Genomic DNA, 12509 nt, shown 5'->3' with positions numbered 1-12509 from the left:
ACCTGTAGACTAAAAGGGAGGTAGGCCCCTTGATAGATGTAAATAACTTTGAATATATGAAGATTGGACTTGCTTCACCTGACAAGATTCGTTCTTGGTCATACGGTGAAGTTAAGAAACCAGAAACAATTAACTATCGTACGTTAAAGCCTGAAAAAGATGGCTTGTTCTGTGAGCGTATTTTCGGACCACAAAAGGACTGGGAATGTCATTGCGGAAAATACAAACGTGTACGTTATAAAGGTGTAGTTTGTGATCGATGTGGCGTTGAAGTAACGCGTGCAAAAGTTCGTCGTGAACGTATGGGTCATATCGAATTAGCTGCTCCTGTATCTCATATTTGGTATTTCAAAGGTATCCCGAGCCGCATGGGACTTGTCTTAGACATGTCCCCTCGCGCGCTTGAAGAAGTAATTTATTTCGCTTCTTATGTTGTAACAGAAAGTGGAGATACACCACTTGATAAGAAGCAATTACTTTCTGAAAAAGAATACCGTGCATATCGTGATCGATATGGTAGCACATTCCAAGCTGCTATGGGTGCGGAAGCGATTAAAAAGCTACTACAAGACATCGATTTAGATAAAGAAGTAGACTTCTTAAAAGAAGAATTAAAAACAGCGCAAGGACAACGCCGTACTCGTGCTATTAAACGTCTAGAAGTATTAGAAGCATTCCGTAACTCTGGAAATCACCCATCTTGGATGATCCTAGATGTTCTTCCAGTTATCCCACCAGAACTACGCCCAATGGTACAGTTGGATGGTGGACGTTTTGCTACTTCTGACTTAAACGACTTATACCGTCGTGTAATTAACCGTAATAATCGTTTAAAACGTCTATTGGACTTAGGTGCACCAAGCATCATCGTTCAAAACGAAAAACGTATGTTACAAGAAGCTGTAGACGCATTAATCGATAATGGTCGCCGTGGCCGTCCAGTTACTGGACCAGGTAACCGTCCATTAAAATCACTATCTCACATGCTTAAAGGTAAACAAGGACGTTTCCGTCAAAACTTATTAGGTAAACGTGTTGACTACTCTGGCCGTTCTGTAATCGTTGTAGGACCGAACTTAAAGATGTACCAATGTGGATTACCAAAAGAAATGGCGCTTGAATTGTTTAAGCCTTTCGTTATGAAAGAGTTAGTTGGAAAAGGTTTAGCACACAACATTAAGAGTGCTAAACGTAAAATCGAGCGTGTACAACCTGAAGTTTGGGACGTTTTAGAATCTGTGATCAAAGAGCATCCAGTACTTCTAAACCGCGCACCAACACTTCACCGTCTTGGTATCCAGGCGTTTGAACCTACATTAGTAGAAGGTCGCGCAATTCGTCTTCACCCACTTGTATGTACTGCATACAACGCGGACTTTGACGGTGACCAAATGGCAGTTCACGTACCGTTATCATCAGAGGCACAAGCAGAAGCTCGTATTCTTATGTTAGCGGCACAAAACATCTTGAATCCAAAAGACGGAAAACCAGTTGTTACTCCATCTCAGGATATGGTATTAGGTAACTACTACTTAACACTTGAGCGTGAAGGCGCAATCGGTGAAGGTATGGTCTTCAAAGATGCAAACGAAGCAATACTTGCATACCAAAATGGATATGTACATCTGCACACACGTGTTGCAGTTGCTGCAAGTTCAGTAAATAATGTAACATTTACTGAAGAGCAAAAAGGTAAGCTTCTATTAACAACAGTTGGTAAATTAATATTTAACGAAATCTTACCAGAGTCGTTCCCTTATATTAATGAACCGACAAACTCAAACCTTGAAAAAGAAACACCAGCGGAGTATTTCGTTGAAAAAGGTGCGAACATTAAAGAAATTATTGCTAGTCGCGAAGAAGTGGCGCCATTTAGCAAGAAGATCCTTGGTAACATCATTGCGGAAGTATTCAAACGTTTCCAAATTACGGAAACATCTCGCATGCTTGACCGCATGAAAAACTTAGGATTTAAGTACTCTACAAAAGCTGGTATTACAGTTGGGGTATCTGACATTCTTGTATTAGGCGAAAAAGATGAAATTCTCCATGAAGCACAAGCAAAAGTAGATAATGTAATTAAACAATTCCGTCGCGGTTTAATCACGGAAGAAGAACGTTACGATCGCGTTATCTCTATTTGGAGTAATGCAAAAGATGTTATCCAAGGAAAACTGATGAAATCCTTGAATAAACGCAACCCAATCTTCATGATGAGTGATTCCGGTGCCCGTGGTAACGCATCGAACTTTACTCAGCTTGCTGGTATGCGTGGTCTGATGGCCAATCCATCTGGTCGTATTATCGAACTTCCAATTAAATCAAGTTTCCGTGAAGGTTTAACAGTACTTGAGTACTTCATCTCTACGCATGGTGCGCGTAAAGGTCTTGCCGATACAGCACTTAAAACTGCCGATTCTGGTTACTTAACACGTCGTCTTGTAGACGTTGCACAAGATGTAATTGTCCGTGAAGATGATTGTGGAACAGATCGTGGTCTATTAATTGGTGCGATTAAAGAGGGTAATGAAGTAATTGAGTCATTATATGATCGTCTTGTTGGACGTTTTGCAAGAAAAACTGTAAAACATCCTGAAACAGGTGAAGTATTAGTTAGTGAAAACCAACTAATTACTGAAGATATTGCTCATATCGTTGAAAATTCGGGTGTTGAAACTGTAAACATTCGTTCAGCGTTCACGTGTAACACTCGCCACGGTGTATGTAAGAAGTGTTACGGTCGTAACTTAGCAACTGGTACAGACGTAGAAGTAGGAGAAGCGGTAGGTATTATCGCAGCTCAATCTATCGGTGAGCCAGGTACACAGTTAACGATGCGTACGTTCCATACAGGTGGGGTTGCCGGAGATGATATCACTCAAGGTTTACCTCGTATCCAAGAGATCTTCGAAGCTCGTAACCCGAAAGGTCAGGCAGTTATCAGTGAAATCGATGGTGTTATCGCAGCGATTAACGATGTTAAAGATCGCCAAGAAGTAGTTGTACAGGGTGAAGTTGAAGCTCGTACGTATGCTATTCCTTACGGTGCGCGTCTGAAAGTAACTCTAGGACAGCCAATTAGCCACGGTAAAGAGTTAACAGAAGGTTCTATTGATCCGAAAGAATTACTAAAAGTAACGGACATTACGGCGGTTCAAGAATACTTACTACGTGAAGTTCAAAAAGTATACCGTATGCAAGGGGTAGAAATTGGTGACAAACACGTAGAAGTAATGGTACGTCAAATGTTACGTAAAGTTCGTGTAAGTGATGCGGGTGAAACAGATGTATTACCAGGAACACTACTAGATATCCATCAGTTTACTGATGCAAATGCGAAGGTGTTACTGAAAGGTAAACAACCAGCAACGGCTAGACCTGTTCTACTTGGTATTACAAAAGCTTCACTTGAAACTGATTCATTCTTATCTGCAGCATCGTTCCAAGAAACGACACGTGTCTTAACTGATGCAGCGATTAAGGGTAAACGCGATGAGCTTCTAGGATTGAAAGAAAATGTTATTATCGGTAAACTTGTTCCTGCTGGAACAGGTATGAATCGTTATCGCAAAGTGGATCTTGTAAAAACAACACAAGGTGACATGAATGTAGAAAACGATGAAGTTTATGTGGAACAGTAAAATTTTCCGTCGTAAATTTTGTATAAAAACAGTTAATCCTAGTTGACATTGTATGAGTCAAAATGTTACTATAATCAAGGTTGCTCCTGAACGATGCTTTGGAGGATATTTATATGTCTTATCAAAAAGTGTCAAATGCTGAAAATGTAGTCGTTGGTCATAAACGCACATTGGAGGCAATCAAAAATGGTATAGTTAAAGAAGTTGTTATTGCGGAAGATGCTGATATGCGGTTAACCCATATGATTATTAGTACCGCCTTGCAACATAACATGCCCATAACCAAAGTTGAATCAGTTCGTAAGCTTGGAAAAGTTTCGGGGATTCAAGTGGGAGCTTCAGCAATAGGAATAATAAGTTAAAACTGTTTTTGTGAGGAGAGAGCATTTGCTCTCCCTTGCAAAAACTTTGTTTTCAACTAATAATGAACCACCTGGATATGTGGTCATACAAACATGCGAAGGGAGGATAATCAAATGCCTACTATTAACCAATTAGTGAGAAATGGTCGTACTGATAAAGTATGGAAATCTAAATCACCTGCGTTAAACAAAGGGTTCAACTCTTTAAAGAAAAAATCAACTGATATCTCTGCACCTCAAAAACGTGGTGTATGTACTCGTGTTGGTACAATGACTCCAAAGAAACCTAACTCAGCGTTACGTAAATACGCTCGTGTACGTTTAACAAACGGTATCGAGGTTACAGCTTACATCCCAGGTATCGGTCATAACCTACAAGAGCATAGCGTAGTATTAATTCGCGGTGGTCGAGTAAAGGATTTACCAGGGGTACGTTACCACATCGTTCGTGGTGCGCTTGATACAGCTGGTGTTGACAAACGTATGCAAGGACGTTCTAAATATGGTACTAAGCGACCAAAACCTGCTAAAAAATAATAAACTTATAATGAAAGGAGGAACTCAATATGCCTCGTAAAGGACCTGTTGCGAAACGTGACGTGTTACCAGATCCAATGTACAAGTCTAAGCTAGTAACACGCCTTATCAACAAAATGATGGTTGACGGTAAAAAAGGTAAATCTCAAACAATTCTTTATAACGCTTTCGATATCGTTCGTGAACGTTCAGATAAAGACCCTATGGAAGTATTCGAGCAAGCTCTTAAGAACATCATGCCTGTTCTTGAAGTACGTGCTCGTCGTGTTGGTGGTGCTAACTACCAAGTTCCAGTTGAGGTTCGTCCAGAACGCCGTACAACTTTAGGTCTTCGCTGGTTAGTAAACTATGCTCGTCTTCGTGGTGAAAAAACTATGGAAGAGCGTCTAGCTTACGAAATCTTAGATGCAGCTAACAACGCTGGTGCATCTGTTAAGAAACGTGAAGACACTCATAAAATGGCAGAAGCTAACAAAGCATTTGCTCATTACCGTTGGTAGGATTCAACGTAAAATAAATGTAAGCATAAACCGCTTTATTTGTCGCTTATGGAAGTGTGGAGAGGGAGAATGCCTCTCCCTTTCGTTGGGCGCTCGTTTTACATAATGAGGGTACTGGACATACTGACATGTGTAACAATATAAAGTGGCTTTTTTGCTACTTAAAATAAAAAAATCCAATCCATATATGGAAGGAGCAAGACACCAAATGACAAGAGAGTTCTCTTTAGAAAACACTCGTAATATTGGTATCATGGCTCACATCGATGCTGGTAAAACAACAGCAACTGAGCGTATTCTGTATTATACAGGACGTATTCATAAAATCGGTGAAACTCATGAAGGTGCATCTCAGATGGACTGGATGGAGCAAGAGCAAGAGCGTGGTATCACAATTACTTCTGCTGCAACTACAGCTCAATGGAAAGGTCACCGTGTAAACATCATTGACACTCCAGGACACGTAGACTTCACAGTAGAAGTAGAACGTTCTTTACGCGTACTTGATGGTGCGGTAGCAGTACTTGATGCACAATCTGGTGTAGAACCACAAACAGAAACGGTTTGGCGTCAGGCTACTACTTACGGTGTACCTCGTATCGTATTCGTTAACAAAATGGATAAGATTGGTGCGGATTTCTTATACTCTGTAGGAACAATCCACGATCGTTTACAAGCAAACGCACACCCAATTCAGTTACCAATCGGTGCTGAAGATGAGTTCAATGGTATCATTGACCTTGTTGAAGAATGTGCTTACATGTACGGTAACGATTTAGGAACAGACATCGAGCGTGTTGAAATTCCTGAAGAGCACAAAGAATTAGCTGCAGAATACCGTGGAAAGCTTATTGAAGCGGTAGCTGAGCTTGATGAAGAAATGATGATGAAGTACCTAGAAGGTGAAGAAATCACTGTAGAAGAGCTTAAAGCTGGTATCCGTAAGGCTACAACTTCTGTAGAATTCTTCCCAGTAATCTGTGGTTCTGCATTCAAAAATAAAGGTGTTCAAATTCTGTTAGACGCAGTTATCGACTACCTACCATCTCCATTAGATGTACCAGCTATTAAAGGTACTCTTCCGGATACAGATGAAGAAATCGAACGTAAGTCTAGCGATGAAGAACCATTCGCAGCTTTAGCATTCAAAATCATGACTGATCCTTATGTTGGTAAGTTAACGTTCTTCCGTGTGTATTCTGGTGTGTTAAACTCTGGATCATACGTGAAAAACTCAACTAAAGGTAAGCGTGAGCGTGTAGGTCGTATCCTACAAATGCACGCTAACAGCCGTGAAGAGATTTCAACAGTTTACGCTGGTGATATCGCTGCTGCTGTAGGTTTAAAAGATACTACTACTGGTGATACTCTTTGTGATGAGAAGAGTCTTGTTATCCTTGAGTCTATGGAATTCCCAGAGCCAGTTATCTCTGTAGCTATCGAACCAAAATCTAAAGCTGACCAAGATAAAATGGGTACAGCATTATCTAAGCTTTCTGAAGAAGATCCAACATTCCGTGCTCACACTGACCAAGAAACTGGCCAAACAATCATCGCTGGTATGGGTGAACTTCACCTTGATATCATCGTTGACCGTATGCGCCGTGAATTCAAAGTGGAAGCAAACGTTGGTGCTCCTCAGGTAGCATACCGTGAGACTTTCCGCGCTGCTGCGAAAGTTGAAGGTAAGTTCGCTCGTCAATCTGGTGGTCGTGGACAATTCGGTCACGTTTGGATTGAGTTTGAACCTAATGAAGAAGGTAAAGGTTTTGAATTCCAAAACAAAATCGTCGGTGGTGTAGTTCCACGTGAATACATCCCAGCTGTTGGAGCGGGTCTTGAAGACTCACTTAAAAATGGTGTACTAGCTGGTTATCCACTAGTTGACATCAAAGCTGCGTTAGTTGACGGATCTTACCATGATGTCGATTCATCTGAGATGGCGTTCAAAATCGCTGCATCTATGGCACTTAAAGCTGCGGTTTCTAAATGTAGCCCAGTAATTCTTGAGCCAATGATGAAAGTTGAAGTTGTAATTCCTGAAGAGTACATGGGTGACATTATGGGCGACGTAACATCTCGCCGTGGACGTGTAGAAGGTATGGAAGCTCGCGGTAACGCACAAGTTGTTCGCGCTATGGTTCCACTTTCTGAAATGTTCGGTTATGCAACGGCATTACGTTCTAACACTCAAGGACGCGGAACATTCTCAATGACATTTGATCATTATGAAGAAGTACCGAAGTCTGTTTCTGAAGAAATTATTAAAAAAAATAAAGGTGAATAATTGATTTTTATCGATTGTTCAAGTATAACTACTTATGTAAGCTTAGAAAGTGGGACGTAAGTTTCACTTTCTAGTCTAAATATAAAATAACCTATATAAACTAAGGAGGAATTTAGAATGGCTAAAGCTAAATTCGAACGTTCTAAACCCCATGTTAACATCGGTACAATCGGCCACGTTGACCATGGTAAAACTACATTAACTGCTGCGATCACTACAGTTCTTGCAAAAGCTGGTGGTGCTGAAGCACGCGGATACGATCAAATCGACGCTGCTCCAGAAGAAAGAGAGCGCGGAATCACAATCTCAACTGCACACGTTGAGTACGAAACTGAAACTCGTCACTATGCACACGTTGACTGCCCAGGTCACGCTGACTATGTTAAAAACATGATCACTGGTGCTGCTCAAATGGACGGCGGTATCTTAGTAGTATCTGCTGCTGATGGCCCAATGCCTCAAACACGTGAGCACATCCTTCTTTCTCGTCAAGTAGGTGTTCCTTACATCGTTGTATTCTTAAACAAATGCGACATGGTAGACGACGAAGAATTATTAGAATTAGTAGAAATGGAAGTTCGCGACCTATTATCTGAATACGGATTCCCAGGCGACGACATTCCTGTAATCAAAGGTTCTGCTCTTAAAGCTCTTCAAGGAGAAGCTGATTGGGAAGCAAAAATCATTGAATTAATGACTGAAGTTGATGCTTACATCCCAACTCCAGAACGTGAAACTGACAAACCATTCTTAATGCCTATCGAGGATGTATTCTCTATCACAGGTCGTGGTACAGTTGCAACTGGTCGTGTAGAGCGCGGAATCGTTAAAGTTGGTGACGTAGTAGAAATCATCGGTCTTGCTGAAGAAAATGCTTCTACAACTGTAACTGGTGTAGAGATGTTCCGTAAACTTCTTGACCAAGCTCAAGCTGGAGACAACATCGGTGCTTTACTTCGTGGGGTTGCTCGTGAAGACATCCAACGTGGACAAGTTCTTGCTAAAACTGGCTCTGTAAAAGCTCACGCTAAATTCAAAGCTGAAGTTTTCGTATTATCTAAAGAAGAAGGTGGACGTCACACTCCATTCTTCGCTAACTACCGTCCTCAGTTCTACTTCCGTACAACTGACGTAACTGGTATCATCCAATTACCAGAAGGTACTGAAATGGTAATGCCTGGTGACAACATCGAAATGACTATCGAACTTATCGCTCCAATCGCTATCGAAGAGGGAACTAAATTCTCTATTCGTGAAGGTGGACGTACAGTAGGTTACGGTGTAGTTGCTACAATCGTTGCTGAGTAATCTTTAAATAGATTATTAAAAAACTCAAGGGATTCTCCCTTGAGTTTTTTTATTGTTTATTAATATAGAAGGAAGAGGTGTGTTTTCTATCTTTGAATGAGTTTCTTCTATAGTATATAAAACAAGAAGTAACATCCATAAACTGTAAGTTGAATAAGAGCAGATGAAAACTTGAAATTCTTTAAAGTGCCATGTATAATAGCAAAAGTAGAGAAAAGCAGATGCAAACAAAAAGATGCTTGCATCTAGACGAATAACATTGTATAATAAACAATGTTGGTCTTTGACTGCGATGAAGTGGAAGGTTGCTGACACACCCGGCCGCTTTGCCATGGCATGGTGTGGGGAAATTTCCATGGAGAAGGTCTATTTTAGAAATAGGCGAACGAAGGAGGGAAAATAATGGCAAAAGAAAAAATTCGTATCCGTTTAAAAGCTTATGATCACCGTATTCTTGATCAATCAGCTGAGAAAATTGTAGAAACAGCTAAGCGTTCTGGGGCAACAGTTTCTGGTCCGATCCCATTACCAACTGAGAAGACTATTTACACAATTCTTCGTGCTGTTCATAAGTACAAAGATTCTCGTGAGCAATTCGAAATGCGCACACACAAACGTTTAATCGATATCGTGAGTCCTACTCCACAAACAGTAGATTCATTAATGCGTTTAGACTTACCGTCTGGTGTAGATATCGAAATCAAACTATAATTCATATAACTTAAAAATGTAGGAGGTGTAACTCATGACCAAAGGAATCTTAGGAAGAAAGATCGGTATGACTCAAGTATTTGCTGAGAACGGTGAGTTAATCCCAGTAACAGTTATCGCTGCTAATCCAAACGTTGTTCTTCAAAAGAAAACAACTGAAACTGATGGCTACAATGCAATCCAGTTAGGATTTGAAGATAAACGTGAAAAGTTAACTAACAAACCTGAACAAGGCCACACTGCTAAAGCATCTACAACTCCTAAGCGCTTCATTCGCGAAATCCGCGATGCAGACGTGGACGGATTAGAGGTTGGTCAAGAGGTAAAAGTTGAAGTTTTCGCTGCAGGTGAAATCGTTGACGTAACAGGAATTTCTAAAGGTAAAGGTTTCCAAGGTGTTATCAAACGCCACGGACAATCTCGCGGACCTATGTCTCATGGTTCTCGCTATCACCGTCGTCCAGGTTCAATGGGCCCAGTTGCTCCGAACCGTGTATTCAAAGGCAAAAAACTTGCTGGACGTATGGGTGGAGACCAAGTTACTATCCAAAACTTAGAAATCGTTCAAGTTGACACTGAGCGCAACTTATTACTAGTAAAAGGTAACGTTCCAGGTGCTAAGAAATCTCTTGTAGTTGTTCAAGGCGCTGTGAAGGTTAGCAAATAATTCACAATAGGAAGGAGGAATTCCAATGCCAAAAGTTACTGTATATAACCAAACTGGTTCACAGGTTGGTGAAATCGAATTAGCTGAAGCTATTTTCGGTATCGAACCAAATGAAGCTGTACTTTTCGAAGCTGTAATGATGCAACGTGCATCTTTACGTCAAGGTACACACAAAGTAAAAACTCGTTCTGAAGTTCGTGGTGGTGGTCGTAAACCATGGCGTCAAAAAGGAACTGGACGTGCTCGTCAAGGGTCTATCCGCTCTCCTCAATGGCGTGGTGGTGGTACGGTATTCGGACCTACACCAAGAAGCTATGCGTACAAACTTCCTAAGAAGGTTCGTCGTTTAGCAATCAAATCTGCATTAGCTACTAAAGTAGTTGAGAACAACATTGTAGTTCTTGAAGACCTAGTGTTAAATGCACCAAAAACAAAAGACATGCTAGCAGTACTTAAAGGATTAACTGTTGAGAAGAAAGCTCTTATCGTAACTGCTGATGCAAACGAATCTGTAGAGTTATCTGCTCGCAATATCCCTGGAGTAACAGTAATCACTGCTGATGGCGTAAACGTTTTAGACGTGCTTCATCATGATAAGCTAATCATGACAAAAGCGGCAGTGGAAAAAGTAGAGGAGGTGCTTGCATAATGAGAGATCCTCGTGATATCATTAAGCGCCCAGTTATCACTGAACGTTCTATGGAAATGATGGCTGAAAAAAAATACACGTTCGATGTGGACGTTAAATCTAATAAAACAGAAGTTAAAGATGCTCTTGAAGCGATCTTTGGTGTTAAAGTAGAAAAAGTGAACATCATGAACTACAAGCCGAAAGCAAAACGCGTTGGTCGTCACGCTGGTTTTACTAGCCGTCGTCGTAAAGCAATCGTTAAGCTAACTGCTGACAGCAAAGAAATCGAAATCTTCCAAGGCGTTTAATTCTTACTAAAGAAGGAGGGAAATTGAGATGGGAATTAAAAAGTATAATCCAACTACTAACGGTCGTCGTAATATGACTACGAATGATTTCGCTGAAATCACGACTGACAGACCAGAAAAGTCATTACTTGCTCCTTTAAGCAAGAAGGCTGGTCGTAATAACCAAGGTAAAATTACTGTACGTCATCAAGGTGGCGGACATAAGCGTCAATACCGTATCATCGACTTTAAGCGTAACAAAGATGGAATTCCAGGACGCGTTGCTACGATCGAATACGATCCAAACCGCTCTGCGAATATCGCATTAATTAACTACGTTGACGGTGAAAAACGTTACATTCTTGCTCCTAAATCTTTAGAAGTAGGTATGGAAGTTATGTCTGGCCCAGAAGCTGACATCAAAATCGGTAACGCATTACCATTAATCAACATTCCAGTAGGTACTGTTGTTCATAATATCGAGCTTAAGCCTGGTCGTGGCGGACAATTAGTTCGTTCTGCTGGTACATCTGCTCAAGTACTTGGTAAAGAAGGTAAATACGTACTTGTACGTTTAACTTCTGGTGAAGTACGTCTTGTATTATCTGCTTGTCGCGCTTCAATCGGTCAAGTAGGTAACGAACAACACGAACTTATCAAAATCGGTAAAGCAGGTCGCTCTCGCTGGTTAGGTAAACGCCCAACAGTTCGCGGTTCTGTAATGAACCCGGTTGATCACCCACACGGTGGTGGTGAAGGACGTTCTCCAATCGGACGTAAGTCTCCAATGTCTCCATGGGGTAAACCAACTCTTGGATTCAAGACTCGTAAGAAAAACAAAGCGTCTGACAAATTCATCGTTCGTCGTCGTAAAAAATAATGGGATTGTAGTACGGTTCATTTCTAGAACCGTACGCCAATCACGAAGGGAGGCACCAAAATGGCTCGTAGCTTAAAAAAAGGACCATTTGTCGATGATCACTTAATGAGCAAAATGGAAAAATTAGTTGCATCTGAGCAAAAACAAGTTGTTAAAACTTGGTCTCGCCGTTCAACAATCTTCCCTCAGTTCATCGGACACACAATCGCTGTATATGATGGTCGTAAACACGTACCTGTATACATCACTGAGGATATGGTTGGCCATAAGTTAGGTGAATTCGCACCAACTCGTACGTATAAAGGTCACCTTGCTGACGATAAGAAAACTAGAAGATAATGAGAGGAGGCACTTCAATGCAAGCTAAAGCAGTAGCGAGAACAGTTCGTATTGCTCCTCGTAAAGTTCGTTTAGTAGTAGACTTAATCCGAGGTAAGCAAGTGGGTGAAGCGATTGCTATCCTTAACCACACACCAAAAACTGCTTCTCCAGTTGTAGAGAAAGTTTTAAAATCTGCAATCGCAAATGCAGAGCACAATTATGAGATGGATATTAACAACCTAGTTGTTGAAAAAGTTTTCGTTGACGAAGGTCCAACGTTGAAACGTTTCCGTCCACGTGCAATGGGTCGTGCAAGCCAAATTAACAAACGCACAAGCCACATTACAGTTGTGGTATCAGAAAAGAAGGAGGGATAA

The 12509-nt window shown here is 41.0% G+C and carries 13 protein-coding genes; all 13 read left to right on the top strand.

The features are described from left to right. Positions 1-29 precede the first annotated feature (29 nt). The 13 genes from rpoC to rplV all read left to right on the top strand — a co-directional run bounded on the left by rpoC (position 30) and on the right by rplV (position 12509). On the top strand, positions 30-3641 hold the full coding sequence (gene rpoC / locus ILS93_RS27610) for a DNA-directed RNA polymerase subunit beta' (RefSeq protein WP_000567948.1): 3612 nt from the start codon (positions 30-32) through the stop codon (positions 3639-3641). Between the two features lie 113 nt (positions 3642-3754). Continuing rightward, positions 3755-4003: a ribosomal L7Ae/L30e/S12e/Gadd45 family protein gene (locus ILS93_RS27605; RefSeq protein ID WP_222661708.1), complete on the top strand. Its 249-nt coding sequence runs from the start codon at positions 3755-3757 to the stop codon at positions 4001-4003. A gap of 114 nt (positions 4004-4117) precedes the next feature. After that, on the top strand, positions 4118-4540 hold the full coding sequence (gene rpsL, locus ILS93_RS27600) for a 30S ribosomal protein S12 (protein ID WP_001142341.1): 423 nt from the start codon (positions 4118-4120) through the stop codon (positions 4538-4540). 29 nt (positions 4541-4569) lie between these two features. Next, positions 4570-5040 carry a 30S ribosomal protein S7 gene (gene rpsG, locus ILS93_RS27595; protein ID WP_001137489.1) on the top strand — a complete coding sequence of 157 codons (471 nt, stop codon included), beginning with the start codon at positions 4570-4572 and terminating at the stop codon, positions 5038-5040. Positions 5041-5248: 208 nt separating this feature from the next. Further along, entirely contained in the window at positions 5249-7327 is a 2079-nt protein-coding gene (gene fusA, locus ILS93_RS27590; protein ID WP_000196381.1) for an elongation factor G, read from the top strand. A 117-nt stretch (positions 7328-7444) separates the two neighbouring features. Next, the gene (gene tuf, locus ILS93_RS27585; RefSeq protein ID WP_001029616.1) at positions 7445-8635 is read left to right on the top strand and encodes an elongation factor Tu; all 1191 of its coding nucleotides are present in this window, start codon (positions 7445-7447) and stop codon (positions 8633-8635) included. Between the two features lie 402 nt (positions 8636-9037). Further along, complete coding sequence (gene rpsJ, locus ILS93_RS27580) at positions 9038-9346, top strand: 30S ribosomal protein S10 (protein ID WP_001040595.1); 309 nt, start codon at positions 9038-9040, stop codon at positions 9344-9346. A 34-nt stretch (positions 9347-9380) separates the two neighbouring features. Next, complete coding sequence (gene rplC, locus ILS93_RS27575) at positions 9381-10013, top strand: 50S ribosomal protein L3 (protein WP_000160209.1); 633 nt, start codon at positions 9381-9383, stop codon at positions 10011-10013. Positions 10014-10038: 25 nt separating this feature from the next. After that, complete coding sequence (gene rplD / locus ILS93_RS27570) at positions 10039-10662, top strand: 50S ribosomal protein L4 (RefSeq protein ID WP_001127258.1); 624 nt, start codon at positions 10039-10041, stop codon at positions 10660-10662. Next, positions 10662-10952: a 50S ribosomal protein L23 gene (rplW, locus tag ILS93_RS27565; protein WP_001205558.1), complete on the top strand. Its 291-nt coding sequence runs from the start codon at positions 10662-10664 to the stop codon at positions 10950-10952. The genes rplD and rplW overlap by 1 nt, the downstream gene beginning before the upstream one ends. A 28-nt stretch (positions 10953-10980) precedes the next feature. Further along, entirely contained in the window at positions 10981-11811 is an 831-nt protein-coding gene (rplB, locus tag ILS93_RS27560) for a 50S ribosomal protein L2 (protein WP_000511583.1), read from the top strand. A gap of 60 nt (positions 11812-11871) precedes the next feature. Then, the gene (gene rpsS, locus ILS93_RS27555; RefSeq protein WP_000124454.1) at positions 11872-12150 is read left to right on the top strand and encodes a 30S ribosomal protein S19; all 279 of its coding nucleotides are present in this window, start codon (positions 11872-11874) and stop codon (positions 12148-12150) included. A gap of 17 nt (positions 12151-12167) precedes the next feature. After that, positions 12168-12509, top strand: coding sequence for a 50S ribosomal protein L22 (gene rplV, locus ILS93_RS27550; RefSeq protein WP_001148024.1), 342 nt, complete (start codon positions 12168-12170; stop codon positions 12507-12509).

Origin of the sequence: Bacillus sp. 16GRE42 (assembly GCF_019837435.1) — a bacterium.
In the GTDB taxonomy this organism is placed as follows: domain Bacteria; phylum Bacillota; class Bacilli; order Bacillales; family Bacillaceae_G; genus Bacillus_A; species Bacillus_A wiedmannii.
This window is presented reverse-complemented; position numbering and strand designations above follow the sequence as displayed.